Genomic DNA, 18,161 nt, shown 5'->3' on the forward strand with positions numbered 1-18,161 from the left:
ATGATGTGATTTTTTATGATTGTTTGGTTTTTATGCTATGCAGCTAACTGATTTGGCACCTTGGGGTGAATCACTCAGAATCGCCGTAGAAGTCATCGGCACGATTGCTTTTGCCTTGTCAGGTATCTTGGCAGGCGTGCGCAAACGTATGGATATGTTTGGGGTAGCGGTGCTGGGATTTTTATCGGCGTATGGGGGTGGTACGCTGCGTGATATTTTGCTAGAGCGGCGGCCGTTTTTTTGGGTATCCCAAGAGCTGATGTTATGGTTGGTGTTTGCGCTTTGTATTGTGGTAATGCTAGTCAATAGCCGCCGTCCGTTTCGTATTACGCCTGCGGCGATTCAATTGGCAGATGCGTTAGGTTTGGGCTTGTTTGTCGCCTCTGGGGTACAAGCGTCACTGGCAAGCGGTATGCCGATGGCGGTGTCAGTCATCATGGGGATTATCACTGGGGTATTTGGCGGGGTGATGCGTGATATTGCCTGTGGTGAGATGCCCACCGCGTTTTTTGACCATCGTCCGTATGCCATGTGTGCGTTGGTTGGCGGCTGGGTGTATGCGATTTTGGCAGTTTACAGCTCGCTTGCCGCTTGGGTGATTATGTTCATCAGTACCGTCACTACCACAGGGCTGCGTATTGCCGCGCTGGCGTTTAATTATCGTTTACCCGGTTGGAAAAAAAGCGCCTCTTAGCCAATAGATTAGGTAGCCATCAGACTTGGTAGCTATCAGATTTGTCAGTCATCGGATGTGACTTGACTGCGGCAATCCGTTAATGAATTCAAGGCTTTATCAAGCGGCTAAATCAAGCAAATAATACCGATGCTCGCATTTGATGACGTCAAGCTGGTAAGTCAGATACGCATGATTGCCTGTTGGTATGATTGTTTGTTGGAATGCCAAGTGCTGCCGCTGCCAGATAATGATACAGCGAAATCTCACTGTCGCTATCTAAGTTTGGCGTATGGGTGTTTTGAGCAATAGTCGCTGTCGGTATCTAGATGGCTTACTTTTGCCACATTGAAATAAATACTACTTACACCAATCGCTCGACCGCTTTTTTCTTCCAAACAAATTGGTAATACAAGCCTTGTAACACGCTCATCACTATAAAGTTCGCCACATACGCCCACCAAATGCCTTGCAGTCCAAAATGACGACTGAGTAAAATCGCACTGGGAATCTCTACCAATAAGATACTGCCGATACTGATAAACATGGGCTGCCACACCATGCCCGTCGCACGCATCATGCCACTAAAAATCATGCCACTGCTAAAGAAAAGCAAACTCCATAACACAATGTGCAATAACTGCTGCGCCAGTACAATCACGCCTTCCACCGTGATAAACATCGCCATCAAATAACGGGAAAAAAGATACGCCAAAACAATCAACCCACCCGTAATAATCAGATTGGTCATCATGGCGGTGCGAGTGACGCAGTTTAAGGCACTCGCTTTACCTGCGCCAATCGCTTGCGAGGCATAAATTGATGCCGCTATCGCAATCGACATGGCAGGAAATTGCACATAGCTCAACACTTGGTTGACTGCGCCATAAGCTGCGGTGGCATTGGTACCAAAGCCATTGACCAGCCCAATAATCACCAACCCAGATATCGCGCCCGTGACCATCTGAAACGCGGTAGGCAACCCCAACCGAATCACTTTACGCGCGATGTCGGGTTGGATGCGTATATATTTGAGTAATTGAGTATCAATTTGTAAGGGGTGATTTTTGGCACGGGTATAAAAAAACAAAAACAGCAATACCAACAACTGTGACAATAAAGTCGCAATCGCAGGGGCTTGGATATCGAGCTTGGGTAACCCAAACCAACCTTGAATGAGCGCAGGCGTCACCACAATCCCAATCACAATAGAAATACCCACGGCAAACAGGGGCGTCACCGAATCGCCGACCCCGCGCAATAACGAAGTATAAGCGATAAATAAAAACAGTAGCGGACTTCCTGCCAACATCAATTTGGCATAACGGTTTGCTAAGCCTTGAATCTCAGCAGGGACACCCATCTGCACAATAATCAATTGACTGAGCAAGCTGCCCGCAATCGCAATCATTCCCCCTAATATCAAAATAATTGCAAAGCTATTGCCCGTAATTCGTTTGACCAAATCCAACTCTTTGGCACCCCAAGCCTGCCCTACCAAAATCGATGAGCCTGAAGCGATACCGATGATAAATGCCATCAAAAAAAACAGCACTGGCGCAAACACCGACACGGCGGCAATCGCCTGTACCCCTAGCATCTGTCCAACAAAAATGGTATTAATCGTTCCTGACAGCGATTGCAAGATGTTGGTCAGCAGTAAAGGCAACAAGAAAAACAAAAACGGTCGCCATAGCGTGCCGACCGAACTAAAATCTGGAAGTTGTTGTGATTTTTTCATACCGTCAAATTTACTTAATAATCTTAATAATAATGATAACGATGGCTATTTTAATTATTTTTTTACTACCTACCTGTTAGGTAAATTTTATACAGTGTTAGATAGCAAACCAAAGCGTATCGAAAGGCCAAAAAATCTCCCGAGGCTGGCAAAATTTCGTTCATAGTAAACGATTGCTCAACAACATATCGCAATAAAATGTTAACTATCTTTCGTTATCACCCGTCATTTTACCGCTTACTTTAACAAAGATAACAAACGACACATATTCTCAAACTTTTATGGTCGATAACTCTGTTAAACTTTACCCTGTGCTTTGGTGCATACGTGGCGATAACTAGCCGCTTTGATAATGAGAGAATCAAAAAATTCACTAAAAAAGAGAACAATAATGACAACCGACAACCAAACCGATACCCAGCAATTTCGCAGCGAAAAAGATACTATGGGCGCCGTCAACGTCCCTATAGATGCCTACTGGGGCGCGCAAACCGAGCGTAGTCGCAATAACTTTAAAATCGGTGGCGAAACCTTACCACAGCCGCTGATTGAAGCCATGGCACTGGTCAAAAAAGCCGCCGCCATCACCAATGCCAAATTACAGCGTATCAGTGATGACAAACGTGACCTTATCGTGCAGGCAGCCGATGAAATCATCAACGGGGCACTGCGTGACCAATTTCCTTTGGTGGTTTGGCAGACAGGCTCTGGCACCCAGTCAAACATGAACATGAATGAAGTGATTGCCAACCGTGCCAATGAACTTGTGGGTCAAGGCAAAGGCAGTTATCAGCCGATTCATCCCAATGACGATGTCAATCATGCCCAGTCTACCAATGACAGCTTTCCCACCGCGATTCGGGTAGCGGCGGCGCGTCAGATTGTCTATCTGCTTATCCCTGCGGTGCAAAAACTGCGTGACACCTTAGCAAGCAAAGCTGAGCAGTTTGCTGGCATTGTAAAAATCGGACGTACCCATTTGCAAGACGCCACGCCTTTGACGCTAGGACAAGAGTTTAGCGGCTATGTCAGTCAGTTAGATCATGCGCTCATTCGTCTGGATGCCGCGCTACAGGGTTTGTATGAACTGCCTTTAGGCGGTACTGCAGTCGGTACAGGATTAAACGCTCACCCTGATTATGCCGAGCAGGTCGCGCAAACTCTAGCTGCGTTGACCGATGTGCCTTTTGTCACGGCGCCCAATAAATTTGAAGCGTTAGCGGCAAGAGACGCTGAAGTTTTTGCCTCAGGTGCCCTAAAAACCTTGGCAGCAAGCCTCAATAAAATTGCCAATGATGTGCGCTGGTTGGCTTCAGGTCCTAGATGTGGGATTGGTGAGCTTAAAATCCCTGAAAATGAGCCAGGCTCATCCATCATGCCAGGTAAAGTCAATCCGACCCAGTCTGAAGCCATGACGATGGTCGTGGCACAAGTGATGGGTAACGATGTCACCATCAATATGGCGGGGGCTTCGGGTAATTTTGAACTCAATGTGTTTATGCCAGTCATTGGCTACAACCTACTGCAATCGATTCGCTTACTTGCCGATACCTGTGACAGCTTCAATGACCATTGCGCGGTAGGCATCGAGCCTGTGACAGAAAAAATTGATTATTTCCTACACAACTCATTGATGTTAGTCACCGCGCTCAATCGCCATGTCGGCTATGAAAATGCAGCAAAAATTGCCAAAACTGCTTATAAAGAAAATAAAACCTTAAAACAAGTTGCCGTTGAACTCGGTTTATTGACTGACGCCCAATTTGATGAGTGGGTCAAACCTGAAGCCATGACTAGTCCAAAGTAATGTGAAGATTAATGCAGCGTAATGGCACTTTTTTATCAATCAATTTTTATCAGCAAATTTTTAGCCAGATGGCTGTCATCTGGCTAAAAGCTAACTCATGTATCGTTGCTATTTACTAAATCGCTACTAGCTCCCTGATGCCTTTTTCTGGCATATCACTGCCTATGCCTTGGGCAATGACTTGTCCCCGTGCCATAACCGTATAGTTATCAGCAAGTTCTTCAGCAAAGTCATAAAACTGCTCGACCAAAATAATCGCCATATCACCTTGGTCAGCCAAGCGACGAATCACCCGTCCGATATCTTTGATAATCGATGGCTGAATCCCTTCGGTCGGCTCGTCCAAAATCAGCACCCGTGGCTCAGATGCCAGCGCCCTGGCTATCGCTAATTGTTGTTGTTGACCGCCTGACAAGTCACCGCCCCGGCGCTGGCTCATTTCATCGAGCACAGGAAAAATCTCGTACAAATGGCTCGGGACTTTTTTGGCTTTGCTGCCTTTAAACTTTGCCATGCCAATCAAGATATTTTCTTCTACGGTTAAGGTTGAAAAAATATCTCGCCCTTGTGGCACATACGCCATGCCTGCGCGCACGCGGTTTTCGGGCGATAATTTGCTGATATCTTTGCCATCGAGCAAAATTTGACCCGATTTAATCGGTAAAACCCCCATCAGGCACTTTAACAGTGTGGTTTTACCCACGCCATTGCGACCGAGTACCACAGAACACTCACCCACAGGCGCGGTCAAACTGACATCGCGCAGAATATGACTACCGCCATAATATTGATTGATTGTGTTTACTTCTAACATCGCTATCCCCTATCGCCCTAGATATTTTTCGATGACATCGTCGTTGGCTTGTACTTCAGCAAGCGTCCCTTCTGCCAAAATCGCCCCTTGCGCCAATACCGTCACTTGCTCACTGATGGTGTCAATAAAGCTCATGTCATGCTCAACCACTACCAAGGTATGGTCTTTTTTGAGCTCCAAACATAGTTCGGCGGTGCGTTCGGTTTCGGCATCGGTCATGCCTGCGACTGGCTCATCGAGCAAAATCAGCTTGGGACGCTGCATCAGTAGCATCCCAATCTCCAGCCATTGTTTTTGCCCGTGCGACAACAATCCTGCAGGTTTATTGACAAACTCACCCAAGCGAATCGTCGCTAAAGTCTGGTCGAGGGCATTTTGGGCATCTGGGTCAAGCTTGCTAAACAGGCTTTTTTTGACCCGCTTGTCTTTGGGTGCAGCTAGCAGTAGGTTTTCCATGACGGTAAAATTTTCAAACACCGTGGGTTTTTGAAATTTTCGCCCAATGCCAGCTTCGGCAATTTGCTCGGTGGTCATGCTGGCAAGATTGTGGGTTTGTCCAAAATACACTGACCCTTCCGTGGGGCGAGTTTTGCCGGTAATCACGTCCATTAGCGTGGTTTTACCCGCACCGTTAGGTCCGATGATACAGCGCAGCTCGCCTTCTTTGATGTACAAAGATAAGTTGTTTAAGGCGCGGAATTTATCAAACCACACACTGACATCTTCCATATATAGGGCAATGCCTTTGCTAAAATCCGCTTCTTGTGACTTTAGCCGTCCGTAGTTGGTCTCAGCAAAGTCATTGATATTATTATCATTTGTATTCATAACAGACTCTTTGATGTGTTATTAATGGGGTGTTAATGGGGTATTAGTCATCAGGTATAATCAAACTAACTACTTGGTTGCAGGCGGTCAGCATGACGCCGGTGCCGCCCCTGAAGCCCCTGCCGCCTAAGATTCTTTTTTTGCTTCTATGTTTGTTTCAATATTTGTTTCCATATTTTTTGCGCTTGGCTTGGCCGTTTTTTTGCCATGCGTGATGTTGTTCAATAGACCAATAATGCCTTTGGGTAAAAACAAGGTGACGACCACAAACAACCCGCCCAAAATCAATAGCCAAGCTTCGGGATATGCCACGGTAAAGTAAGTTTTCACCGCATTGACCACACCTGCGCCCAATATCGCCCCAATCAGCGTGCCGCGTCCACCTGTGGCGACCCAGACCGCCATTTCAATTGAGTTGACAGGGTTCATCTCACTGGGATTGATAATGCCCACTTGTGGCACATACAACGCGCCAGCAATCCCTGCGATAATCGCCGATAACACCCACGCAGATAGCTTGTACCATAGGGTACGGTAGCCCAGGTATTGCAAACGGTTTTCGCTATCACGCACGGCGCCCAGTACGCGACCATACGGCTTGTGCATCAAATAACGCAAGCCAAGGTAGGCAAGCATCAGCACCAATGCTGTGGCAAAACATAGCAAGGTGCGCGTTATGGGAGCAGCGATGTCCATGCCTAAGATGGTTTTAAACCCGGTAAAACCGTTGTTACCGCCAAACCCAGTTTCGTTACGGAAAAATAGGAGTGATGCGGCAAACACCATGGCTTGGGTGATAATTGAGAAATACACGTCTTTGATTTTTGAGCGAAAGGCAAAAAACCCAAATATAAAAGCCACCACTGCCGGCACTAGCACAACCAATATCGCTGCCCAAGCAAAGTTGTCTGTGCCTGCCCAAAACCAAGGCATTTTATCCCAGCTCAAAAACCGCATAAACTCTGGCAAGCTGTTGCCTGATGCTTGGCGCATCAGATACATACCCATCGCATACCCGCCAAGGGCAAAGTACAAGCCATGCCCAAGGCTCAAAATCCCCGCATAGCCCCATACCAAATCCAGTGCCAAAGCAACCATCGCTAGACACATGATTTTGCCAATCAAAGTGACCCAATAAGCGGATAAATGCAGCGTCGAATCAGCAGGCAGCAAATGCAACCAAGGCAACACCATCAACACCGCAAAACAGCCCATAATTGCCAAGCGACTCACTGGTTTATCTGCAAATAATTGTAAAATACGCATTTTTTAACTCTCCAATGATTACTCGACAAAGCGACCTTTAAGGGCAAACAGACCTTGTGGGCGTTTTTGGATAAATAGCACCACCAGCACCAACAAAATAATTTTGGCAATCACCGCACCCATGCCAATCTCAAGCACGGTGCCACTCACCCCTAGACCCAAGGCGGCCAGTACTGCCCCCCAAATTTGACCGACACCGCCGACCACCACCACCAAGAAAGCATCGATGATGTAGTTTTGCCCCAAATCAGGACCGACGTTGCCCACTTGCGCCAAAGCGCAGCCTGCCAAACCTGCCAAGCCAGAGCCAAGCCCAAACGCCATCATATCGACACGCGCCGAGCGAATACCCACCGCACGCGCCATTTGCCGGTTTTGGGTCACAGCACGTACAAACAGACCAAAACGGGTGTATTTGAGTAAAAACACCAGTAATAACAATACGATAATGGTAAAACCGATAATGGCAATACGGTTGTATGGCAACATCAAGCTTGGGGTCAAAGCGACAGCACCGCTTAGCCATGAAATATTGGAGACTTCGACGTTTTGCGCCCCAAAAATCATGCGAACTAACTGCATCAGAATCAAACTTACGCCAAACGTGGCAAGCAAGGTTTCTAGCTGTCTGCCATATAGCGGACGTATCACTACCCGCTCAATAATCATGCCAATGACGGCGCTCACCAAAAACGCCAGTGGAATCGCGGCAAGCATGTACCAATCGACATAGCCTGCCAAATGGCTCTTAAAAAAACTTTGCACCACATAGGTTGTATAGGCACCAATCATAATGAGCTCACCATGCGCCATGTTAATGACACCCAATAGACCGTAAGTAATGGCAAGTCCCAACGCCGCCAACAACAAAATACTGGCGGTGCTGAAGCCAGAAAACACGTGTCCTGTCCACTCACTGGCTTTGATACGCGATTTGACTTTGTCTTGGGTTGTTTGTAAGGCTTGTTTGAGCTCGGGTGAATGGCTAGTTTGTTTTGCCATCCCTTCGATATCGGCTAACACATCGGGGCTGTTACTGGACGCCAAGGTTTTTAATGCCGCAATCTGGGTCATCTCATCGCCCGATTGCAAATCCATACGTGCTTGCAGTTGCGCCAATGCTGCTTTTACCGTACTGTCTTTTTCATTGGCATAAATATTGGCAACGGTTTTTTTATCGAGCGTGGCGATATTGTCAGCTAGGATATCCACCGCTTTAAGACGCTCGCTGGCATCGTCGGATTTGAGTTTGGCTTTGGTTTGCCCTAAGGTCAACGCCGAACGCAGCGCGTTATTGAGTGTGACTTGGTTTAGGTCGCTTGGCCAATTGCTTACCAAAGTATGCGCAGGATAGCGGTAGAGTTGGTCGGTATTTTCTAAAGTATAGACATTGCCGGCATCATCACGGTACAGCTCGTCTTTGTTAATCAGCTCGACCAGTTTGTCATAGGATTGGCTCGTGCCTGTCCAGTTGTTGAGCATGGCTTGACGTCCCGCAAAATCGGCGGCTACGAATTTTTGAATATCATCGCCCGCGCTGGCTGTAGTGCTAGTGTCTGACGTGCTTGTAGCTGTGGTGGTTGAGGCTGCTGTGGTTACTGTACTGGTTATGGTAGTGGCCGAAGCGGTACTTGCCTGTGCATTACTCACGCTTGGCAACGCAATGCCCATCGTGGTCGCTAGCGACATGCCGAGCACAATTTTTTTACTTTTTTGCAAAAACTGCCCGAGAGAATGATTACCATTGAGCATGATGGTCGCTCCTTAGTTTGTATGATTAGTCTTTATGATTAGTCCATCTGTTTGGTGGTGTGACGGATCAATGTTTAAATCAATAAAAGGTGAAATCGTAAAATTTTGGCAAAAAAATAAGCCATACCAGCTGGGGTATTGATGCGCGGTATGGCTGTCACAACATCGATTGTTAACTTCATTCAAGGTGATTTGAAAGGCTTATTTTGGGATATAAGGACTCCAAGGTTCCGCTTTAATGGCATCTTTGGTTTTGTAAACCACGTCAAACTGACCATCGGCACGGATTTGCCCAATCATCACAGGTTTGTGTAAGTGGTGATTTTCGGCATCCATGGTTAGCGTGTAGCCCGATGGCGCGGCAAAGCTTTGACCTGCCATGGCAGCACGGACTTTATCCACGTCGGTGGAGCCCGCTTTTTCAACCGCTTGCTTCCACATATTGATACCCACATAGGTGGCTTCCATTGGGTCATTGGTCACTACTTTATCGGCATTTGGCAGTTTGTGGTCAATGGCGTATTTTTTATAAGCATTCACAAACTTGATGTTTACAGGGTTTTTGACTGATTCAAAGTAGTTCCATGCTGCCAAGTGTCCGACTAATGGGGTGGTGTCGATACCGCGAAGTTCTTCTTCGCCCACAGAGAACGCCATCACAGGAATATCCGCCGCTTTGATGCCTTGGTTACCAAGCTCACGATAGAAGGGGACGTTTGAGTCACCATTGATGGTGGAGATAACCGCGGTCTTTTTACCCGCTGAGAATTTTTTAATATTACCCACGATGGTTTGGTAATTGTTAAAGCCAAATGGGGTATATTCTTCCATAATGTCGCTATCTGCCACGCCTTTAGACTTTAAGAACGCCCGTAAAATCTTATTGGTGGTACGGGGGTACACATAGTCAGTACCCAGTAAGACGAAGCGTTTGGCACCGCCGCCTTCTGGTGACATCAAGTATTCAACCGCAGGAATAGCTTGTTGGTTGGGCGCGGCGCCGGTATAAAAGATGTTTTTGGACTGCTCTTGTCCTTCGTACTGCACAGGGTAGAATAATAAGCCGTTTAATTCTTCAACCACAGGCAACACAGATTTACGAGAAACCGATGTCCAGCAACCAAAGATAACCGCGACTTTGTCTTGTGTCAGCAGCTGGCGCGTTTTTTCGGCGAACAATGGCCAGTCTGACGCAGGGTCGACAACCACAGGCTCAAGTTTTTTGCCCATCACCCCACCTTTGGCATTGATTTCATCAATCGCCATCAACGCGGTGTCTTTAAGCGATGTTTCAGAGATTGCCATGGTACCTGAGAGTGAGTGCAAGATACCCACTTTGATAGTATCACCATTGCTAGGGGCAGGCGCACTACCGGTGGCAGCAGTGGTTGACGTGCCACTGGCTGGTTTGGCGTCACTTGATGATTGCGGTTTTGAACAACCTGTCAACATCATACTGCCCGTTACCGCTAGGGCAACCAAGGATCTGCCAAATGCACGACGGCTTAATTGACGCTCAGTCGTGGTTAGCTCGGTGGTTTTTTTGTCTAACATGTGTCACTCCTAAAATAGTTGGATTGCCGTTTTAAGGTAGAGCGTAACGGATAGGCTTTGGCTATCGGTTGCTGGTTGTCTTAACTGACTATAGTGACAATTCAATTAGTGTGCCAATCTGCATGTTAAAAGCTATTTTTGAAAATTTTATCAATTAAATCAAAAGGTTAAATTGATATAGTTGAAAAAATTTATTTTAAACAATCGTCCATTGGCTAAATGCTGCTACTAGGTAAAAAATGGGCAAACTTTGGCGACCTTAGCGATTTCACCAATCTGATGAACTGGAATGGTTTTTTGCACTATTACCATTCATCTGTCATTGCTCTAGATTTCCTATGGCATTGCTCTAGCATTCAGCTAGCATTAATTGTCGCTAAACAACGCTTTATCGTCAGTGCCTTTATAACATTACCCAATTTGTTGCATAAAAAAAGTGCAAGCCAGACAGCTTGCACTTTTTATCAAAAATGTTGTTAATCGCTAGTTAGCCAATACCAGTGCCATACCCAATGCCGCCATAATGGAAGGTAGCCAAGACAGCTTGGGATGCACATGGGATTGTGCTTTTACCCAATTCATCACCCCTGCACCCACAGCAAACAAGGCGGACATCGCGGTTATCATGCCTAAGCCAAACCCTTGACTCACGCTACTGACTGGCATCTCCACGGCATGCGCCATACCATGAAATAGCGTTAAACCAAATAAGCTGATCGCCATCATGAGCGAAAAGCTTTTTTGATTCGCTTGTGCTATCTTGGTGCGCTGCGCCAAAACTGCGACCGCTGTCAACACCACCGATAGCAAAATCGCACCTTCAATAATCGATGAGCCAATCGCCACATGAAATAGTTGCACCAAAGCAAAGCCTAACAGTAAGCTCGTCACCAATAAGCCTAAACCCAGTTTTTTGTGCCGGGCAAACACCATGCCCATGCCAACTGCAAGCACCACGTGGTCAAGACCTGAGATAGGATGCATGAGCCCTGCGGTGACGGCAGCCATTAAATCTATCGAAATTGCACCTGCATGCTGGGTTAAGCCATGACCAACATGCGCCACTGCCACACTTGAAAGGCTAAAAAGCGCGGTTGCCAACGCCGTTTTTTGGGTTAAAGTTTTCATTATGTCTCCTTGATTTTATCGCATTTTACATATTTTCGCTTGAGCTTGGTAAATGTTGGACCGGCTGTGACGGAATCTCTAGCGCTCTTAGCATGCCCTGTTGTTGGATAAATTTGATAATGTCATCCAAACCGCCTTGGGTTTTCATGTTGCTAAACACAAACGGCTTATCGCCGCGCATTTTTTTGGCGTCTTTGTCCATAATCGACAAATCCGCGCCCACGAGTGGTGCAAGGTCGGTTTTATTGATAATCAGCAAATCTGATTTGGTAATCCCGGGTCCACCTTTGCGGGGGATTTTGTCGCCTGCACTCACATCAATCACATAAATGGTCAAATCCGACAACTCTGGGCTAAAGGTCGCCGCCAAGTTATCACCGCCCGACTCAATGATAATCAGCTCAAGACCGTCAAAGCGATTTTGCAAGGTGGCTACGGCATTAAGATTAATCGACGCATCTTCACGAATCGCTGTGTGCGGACAGCCGCCCGTTTCCACCCCAATAATCCGCTCAGCGGGCATGGCATCATGGCGGGTCAAAAACTCCGAATCTTCTTTGGTATAAATATCGTTGGTAATCACCGCCATGTTGTACACGTCTTTGAGACGGCGACACAGACTCAAGGTCAAAGCGGTTTTGCCAGAGCCAACAGGCCCGCCAATGCCAAGGCGTAACGGGGATAAGCGAGGTTGTTGGGTTGGGGTTTTTTGGGTAAAGCCAGTCATGGTGTTTCCTTGTGAATGATATTAAAGACAGGGTTTAGGAACGAAACAGACGACTATATTGTTGTTCATGATGACAGGATAATTCTGCCAACGACGGTACAGACGCTGATAGTTGCAAGTGGTTGATTAAAATCAGTAATGTTTGGGCATGCTGCTGTGCCTGTAAAAATTGTGGCGCAATGTCTTGTAGCTTAGCCATAACCGCTTGCTGATGATGGATGGCTGTCAATGCCGTTTTGACTTTGCTGGCTTGCGTTTGGCAAAGCTTGGCAATCGGTTCATCCATCGCTTGCCCCAATTGCCAAATAATACGTTGCCCTGCCATTTGTCCCAGCGGTAAGGTTTTGACAATCGCTAAGGTCAGATTTTCCATTTGAGCAAACACATAGGTCGTCAGGCTATCGGCTATCGGCAGTTGCCAAAAATACGCCAAGCGAGCGAATAACGGTAAATAGCCTTGCGCTATCCAATCTTGTGGCATCGCAAGGTCGAGCACGCCATCGAGCCAGGCACAAAATGCCTGTGCCAATTGTTGACTCTCTAATAAAAACTCATGGCTATCACGGCTTGCCCCATAAAAATTGGCTAGACTATCCACCAAGCTATGGTGAGTTGTTTGCGCTGACAGCTGCATCATACTTGCCATCAGCGGCAGTTCAAAATTGAGTAAAACCTCTTGTTGATACGCCTGCAAAAACACCAAACTACTGGCTTCATCATGGATAAAGCCTTGCTCAATAGCAGACTCCACACCTTGGGAATAGGTATAACTGCCAATCGGCAAATTGCTCGACGCCAGCATCATCAGCTTGAGCAATTGTTGTGGCGGCGCCGTCTGTGTAAGGTGTGATATTTTTGTCATCGTTTTCATGAAAAAAACGTGGCTTTGGTTAAATCACCGACGATTGTGCTTTGCGTGTCGGCATGGCTTAACCGATTATCATGTCCATGTCCATGTGCGTGTGAATGTGAATGTGAATGCCCATATGCCCCTGTTTCGGGTTCAAAAGCATGTTCCACCTCGCTCACGGTTAAGCCTAATTTCACTAGCATATCGGCAAGCACATAATCGGGCTCAAAGTACAAGGCATGCTGCGCTTGACCCTGCTCAACGAGCATCAGTGGTACATGACGATTGCCCAAATGGTACGCCCCCCGCATCAGTTCAAAAGCATTGTCGGCGGTGACTTTGGTGAGGGTTTGTGGTTTGGCAAAAATCTGTATGATGTCGCCTGACGCATTTTGCACCACATCACCGTCTTTGAGCGTACCTGTGCGTGGCAGGTCGATACCGACCGCTTCACCATTTTGCAGGGTTGCACGAAACCGTGACCGCTGGCGTGTGTCAAAATCGAGCTGCAAAAACTGCCCGTTTGCTTGTTGGTTGACCAAATCGGCTTGCTGTTGGTGAGTTAACTGTTGCACCCGCTGATTATAAATTTTCATTATTATCCTTTGTTAAATTTTCTACCTACTCAGAAGTTTGCCCATGACAACCGCATTTTTGACAGCGATCCTATTTAAATATGTTCACAGTTGTTAAGCCCATACAGTAAATGCGAACAGTTTGGGCAAAGATTTTGCATTGGCGATACATTGTTAAAAAACTCACTACCACATTCATCACAGGTTACATGAGATTGTTCGGTTTTAGTCATCACATTGGCATTCATAGCTAAAATCCCATTTAAAACAAGAAATACCGCTGTGCCATTGGCAACACAGCTGACGGCTCGCAAGTGAGAAGCTGACCATCCGCCCGCACTTCATAGGTTTCTGGGTTAATCGACATCTCGGGGCAATAGCTATTAAACCGCATATCTTTTTTGCGAATGTTACGAATCCCCTGCACAGGGCGAATCACTTTTTGCAAGCCGAGCTTGTGTTGGATATTGTTGTCAAAGGCGATTTTGGATACAAAGGTGATACTGGTTTGGTGGGTGGCTTTGCCAAGGCTTGCAAACATCGGACGATAATGCACCGGCTGCGGGGTTGGAATGGAGGCATTGATATCGCCCATCGGGTAAGCGGCGATGCTACCACCTTTTAAAATCGTGTCAGGTTTGACCCCAAAGAATTTGGGCGACCATAACACCAAATCCGCCCATTTACCGACTTCTACCGAACCGACTTCCTCGGCAATTCCGTGGGTAATGGCAGGATTAATGGTGTATTTGGCGATATAGCGTTTGATGCGAAAATTGTCATTTTCTGTCACTGTATCTTCTGTCACTGGGTCGATGTCATGAAGCTCAATATTAGACGCATTTTGGCTCACTGTATCGGGTGCTAAAAATCCGCGTTGGCGTTTCATTTTATCCGCCGTTTGCCAAGTGCGAATAATCACCTCGCCCACCCGTCCCATCGCTTGCGAGTCGCTACTCATCATCGAGATTGCGCCCAAATCGTGCAAAATATCTTCAGCGGCGATGGTTTCTTGGCGGATACGGCTCTCAGCAAAGGCGATATCTTCGGCAATTGCAGGGCTCAAATGATGACAGACCATCAGCATGTCGAGATGCTCATCAATGGTGTTGATGGTAAACGGTCGCGTGGGGTTGGTCGACGACGGCAACACATGCGGCTCGCCAATCGCCCGCAAAATATCAGGGGCGTGCCCGCCGCCTGCGCCTTCGGTATGAAAGGTGTGAATACAGCGGTCTTTAAAGGCATTTAGCGTGCTTTCTAGATAGCCACTTTCGTTGAGCGTATCGGTATGAATCGCCACTTGCACATCATACTCTTCGGCAACGCTCAAGCAGTTGTCAATCGCTTGCGGCGTGGTACCCCAGTCTTCATGCAGTTTTAGCCCGACCACACCCGCTTCGATTTGCTCGACAATCGGCTGCGGCAAGCTGACATTGCCTTTGCCCAGTAGCCCAATGTTCATGGGAATGTCATCAAGGGCTTTGAGCATGGTTTCGATATGGTATTTGCCGTTGGTGCAGGTGGTGGCAAGTGTGCCTTGGGCAGGCCCTGAACCCCCGCCAATCATGGTCGTCACCCCAGACATCAAGGCAACTTCCGCTTGCTGCGGCGCGATAAAGTGAATATGGGTGTCAATCCCGCCCGCGGTCAAAATTTTGCCTTCACCTGCAATAATCTCGGTGCTTGCGCCAATGGCGATGGTGACATTGGATTGAACATCGGGGTTGCCCGCCTTGCCAATCGCCCAAATTCGGCTGTCTTTTATCGCCACATCGGCTTTATAAATCCCGGTATAATCCAAGATAAGCGCGTTGGTAATCACGGTATCAGCCACCTCAGCAAATGGGCGCTGCCCTTGCCCCATGCCATCACGAATCACTTTGCCACCGCCAAACTTGACCTCTTCACCATAGCTGGTAAAGTCTTTTTCCACTTCCAGCCACAGCTCGGTATCAGCAAGACGCAGTTTATCGCCCACGGTTAAGCCAAAATGCTCGGCATACATTTGGCGGGGTACGGATTTTTGTGATTTTGGCAAACTTGCGGTATCCACAGATGCGGTGGCTTGCCCCATCACCCGCCCAGCAAACCCAAAAATCGCCTTGTTGCCACCAAACTCGACCAGTTCCACTGACCGCGCTTGCCCGGGCTCAAAGCGCACTGCCGTACCCGATAAGATATTTAAGCGAAACCCGAGCGCCTTGTCACGGTCAAACGCCAGTGCGTCATTGGCTTCGGCAAAATGGTAGTGAGAGCCGATTTGAATCGGTCTGTCGCCGGTGTTTTTGACCAAAATAGTTTGGACGGCGCGCCCTTCATTAAGGATAATGGCTTGGTCTTTTAGCTTATATTCGCCAACTTTCATGGTTTACCCCTTATACTGTTTAAATCACACAATCGGTTGGTGAATGGTCACCAGTTTGGTACCATCGGGAAAGGTTGCTTCCACTTGCACATCGTCAATCATCTCAGCGATGCCATCCATCACATCCTCAACCCTAAGCCACGTGGTGCCTTCGCCCATCAACTGTGCCACTGTTTTGCCCTCTCTTGCCCCTTCGAGTACCAACATACTGATATAAGCAATCGCTTCTGGATAGTTAAGTTTTAAGCCACGTTGTTTGCGGCGTTCGGCAACCAGTCCTGCGGTAAAAATGAGTAATTTATCTTTTTCAGCGGGGGTTAAATGCATGGGTTACTCCAATTGTTTTTTTTAGTATTAAAAATTAGACCATCACTGCCATTAGGTTGCCCAAATTCGGGGCAAATGACTGGCTTGTTGCCACATTAAAGTGCGAATCTCACCACGGACTGCACCAAAACTGTCAAAACATTGGCGGACATCATCCCCCAAATAGCGAATAATCATCACCTCCCCTGTTTGGGTGCAAGAGACAGGCAAGCTATGGTGGTCGATAAATAATCGTAATTGCTTAACCCATTCAATCAGCTGTTTTTGGGCATCAACGCTTGGCACAACCCATAAGCTGGCAAAGACGCTATGGTTATTTAGCCCCACGGGTGAGCCAAACCAATCGTGTTCGGCACAGTGATGTAAAGTATCAGCAAGCAGCAATTTGGGCTGCTCATCCACGCGCCAAAATAAATTTGATAACCGCATCTCGCCTGTACTATAGCGCTCGCCATGATGCTCTCGCCCTAATAGGTTAATTTCCCAAGCGATAACACTGGCAGCTGGGCTGATAAAAAACTGATTGGTGGCATGGGCAAAACTTGCGTTATAAAAACAGTTTTCTTGCGGTAGCCATTCAAAACGGCTGTCATCTTGTAGATAAACCGTGACATTTTGCACAGCATAACTATTTGAATTTTCTTGGGTTTTTTGAGATTCTTGGGTCTTTTGAGTTTTTTCGATTGGTGCACTATCATTGGTTTGCTTGTTAGGGGTGTAACTTGGTAAATTACCGTACCATTTATTTGCCCCGGGCGTGGTAATCACGGCGTGGGCGTGATGTTTTACGCCAATGTCAATATCGAGTTTATCGCCTAAGGCGATGCCGGCGGGCGGATACAGCATGATGACATGACAAATACCTTGCTGCTCACCGCTTTCAGGATACAAGGCTTTTTGTACCCGCAAGGCGCCTTGGTGATGGCGTTGTACCAAATTGGTGCGCGCATGCTCACCCGCATGTTGGGCGTCAAAAGCTAAGGTAAGTACTGAGTGCCAAGCCATATCTATCTAACTATATGAAAAATATATGGTTTTATAGAATGCAAGGGCTGTGCCACATTAGGCAGTGAGCATTGATACCAACATGCTGAAGCCCAAATCAGGGATGTTTACACGGTGGTGGGCTGTTATTAGACTTGAGCATCGACTTCTGTCAGTTGCCGATGACGCTGCAAGGGCAATTTGATAGAGTTTAGTAGGGTGGCTAAAAGGATTAATATCATCCCTGAGTACTGCATGCCATTGAGCGATTGGTGCAGTAATACGATCGATAATACAATCGCGGTAAACGGTTCAAACACGGTGAAGACCGAGGCTTTGGTTGCAGGGAGTTTGTGCAGGGCTGACATATACAAGAAAAACGGAATCACGGTACCCACTAGGCTTAGCCCCATCACCCACAACCAAGTGATAGCAGGCATGGTGAAGGCTTTGGCATAGGTTTGATAGGTCATCGGTAGTAATAATAAAGCCATGGCACTAATCACCACCGAGCTAAAAAACACCAAGGTCGGCGGATAGTGTTTGTGTAAGGCTCTTTTGCCTAAAATGCCATACAGTGAATAGCACACCCCAGACAATAAACCAAACACAATCCCCCAACTCAATGTAAAGTTCTCACTCAGCGTTGTCAATGCCACGCCTAATACTGCGATGCAAGCTAAGGTAAATGATTTTTTTGTTATCGGTTCTTTTAGGTTCTGTTGAACATTCAAAGCTTCAGCCAATGATAAGCAAAGGCTAGAGCG

The 18,161-nt window shown here is 47.1% G+C and carries 16 protein-coding genes and 1 pseudogene; 2 read left to right on the plus strand and 15 right to left on the minus strand.

Annotated features, from left to right (window positions below):
- The first annotated feature begins 37 nt into the window (after positions 1 to 37).
- Complete coding sequence (locus RT143_RS04255) at positions 38 to 694, plus strand: trimeric intracellular cation channel family protein (RefSeq protein ID WP_060995987.1); 657 nt, start codon at positions 38 to 40, stop codon at positions 692 to 694.
- Positions 695 to 1,037: 343 nt separating this feature from the next.
- On the opposite strand, the gene RT143_RS04260 is transcribed toward RT143_RS04255, so the two are convergent.
- On the minus strand, positions 1,038 to 2,414 hold the full coding sequence (locus tag RT143_RS04260) for an MATE family efflux transporter (RefSeq protein WP_313091414.1): 1,377 nt from the start codon (positions 2,412 to 2,414) through the stop codon (positions 1,038 to 1,040).
- A gap of 391 nt (positions 2,415 to 2,805) precedes the next feature.
- Here RT143_RS04260 and fumC point away from each other — a divergent pair, with 391 nt between their 5' ends.
- Positions 2,806 to 4,221 (plus strand): class II fumarate hydratase, encoded by a 1,416-nt coding sequence (gene fumC, locus RT143_RS04265; protein WP_313091416.1) that lies wholly within the window; start codon positions 2,806 to 2,808, stop codon positions 4,219 to 4,221.
- 115 nt (positions 4,222 to 4,336) lie between these two features.
- Here the strand turns inward: fumC and urtE are convergent, their stop codons facing one another.
- The 14 genes and pseudogenes from urtE to RT143_RS04335 form a co-directional block, all read right to left on the minus strand.
- Positions 4,337 to 5,035, minus strand: a complete 699-nt coding sequence (gene urtE, locus RT143_RS04270) for an urea ABC transporter ATP-binding subunit UrtE (RefSeq protein WP_313091419.1) — start codon at positions 5,033 to 5,035, stop codon at positions 4,337 to 4,339.
- Between the two features lie 9 nt (positions 5,036 to 5,044).
- Positions 5,045 to 5,863, minus strand: a complete 819-nt coding sequence (gene urtD, locus RT143_RS04275; RefSeq protein ID WP_313091420.1) for an urea ABC transporter ATP-binding protein UrtD — start codon at positions 5,861 to 5,863, stop codon at positions 5,045 to 5,047.
- A 219-nt stretch (positions 5,864 to 6,082) separates the two neighbouring features.
- Positions 6,083 to 7,129 (minus strand): annotated as a pseudogene (gene urtC, locus RT143_RS04280) (urea ABC transporter permease subunit UrtC); the annotation flags it as partial.
- An 18-nt stretch (positions 7,130 to 7,147) separates the two neighbouring features.
- Positions 7,148 to 8,800 (minus strand): urea ABC transporter permease subunit UrtB, encoded by a 1,653-nt coding sequence (urtB, locus tag RT143_RS04285; RefSeq protein WP_409519686.1) that lies wholly within the window; start codon positions 8,798 to 8,800, stop codon positions 7,148 to 7,150.
- Between the two features lie 282 nt (positions 8,801 to 9,082).
- Positions 9,083 to 10,336: an urea ABC transporter substrate-binding protein gene (gene urtA, locus RT143_RS04290; RefSeq protein WP_060996033.1), complete on the minus strand. Its 1,254-nt coding sequence runs from the start codon at positions 10,334 to 10,336 to the stop codon at positions 9,083 to 9,085.
- Between the two features lie 582 nt (positions 10,337 to 10,918).
- The gene (locus RT143_RS04295; RefSeq protein WP_313091422.1) at positions 10,919 to 11,563 is read right to left on the minus strand and encodes a HupE/UreJ family protein; all 645 of its coding nucleotides are present in this window, start codon (positions 11,561 to 11,563) and stop codon (positions 10,919 to 10,921) included.
- Between the two features lie 25 nt (positions 11,564 to 11,588).
- A complete protein-coding gene (gene ureG, locus RT143_RS04300) occupies positions 11,589 to 12,290 on the minus strand; it encodes an urease accessory protein UreG (protein ID WP_313091425.1) in 702 nt (233 codons plus the stop codon).
- A gap of 34 nt (positions 12,291 to 12,324) precedes the next feature.
- Positions 12,325 to 13,152, minus strand: a complete 828-nt coding sequence (locus RT143_RS04305) for an urease accessory protein UreF (RefSeq protein WP_313091427.1) — start codon at positions 13,150 to 13,152, stop codon at positions 12,325 to 12,327.
- A 5-nt stretch (positions 13,153 to 13,157) separates the two neighbouring features.
- Entirely contained in the window at positions 13,158 to 13,736 is a 579-nt protein-coding gene (gene ureE, locus RT143_RS04310) for an urease accessory protein UreE (RefSeq protein WP_313091429.1), read from the minus strand.
- Positions 13,737 to 13,810: 74 nt separating this feature from the next.
- Positions 13,811 to 13,963, minus strand: a complete 153-nt coding sequence (locus RT143_RS04315; protein WP_313091431.1) for a hypothetical protein — start codon at positions 13,961 to 13,963, stop codon at positions 13,811 to 13,813.
- Between the two features lie 14 nt (positions 13,964 to 13,977).
- Positions 13,978 to 16,083: an urease subunit alpha gene (ureC, locus tag RT143_RS04320; RefSeq protein ID WP_313091432.1), complete on the minus strand. Its 2,106-nt coding sequence runs from the start codon at positions 16,081 to 16,083 to the stop codon at positions 13,978 to 13,980.
- A gap of 24 nt (positions 16,084 to 16,107) precedes the next feature.
- Positions 16,108 to 16,410 carry an urease subunit gamma gene (ureA, locus tag RT143_RS04325; RefSeq protein WP_060995978.1) on the minus strand — a complete coding sequence of 101 codons (303 nt, stop codon included), beginning with the start codon at positions 16,408 to 16,410 and terminating at the stop codon, positions 16,108 to 16,110.
- Between the two features lie 51 nt (positions 16,411 to 16,461).
- On the minus strand, positions 16,462 to 17,415 hold the full coding sequence (locus RT143_RS04330) for an urease accessory protein UreD (RefSeq protein ID WP_313091434.1): 954 nt from the start codon (positions 17,413 to 17,415) through the stop codon (positions 16,462 to 16,464).
- A gap of 128 nt (positions 17,416 to 17,543) precedes the next feature.
- A partial coding sequence (locus RT143_RS04335) for a DMT family transporter (protein ID WP_313091436.1) occupies positions 17,544 to 18,161 on the minus strand: 618 nt, incomplete at its 5' end.

Source organism: Moraxella sp. CTOTU48268, from assembly GCF_032069585.1.
GTDB lineage: Bacteria > Pseudomonadota > Gammaproteobacteria > Pseudomonadales > Moraxellaceae > Faucicola > Faucicola cinerea.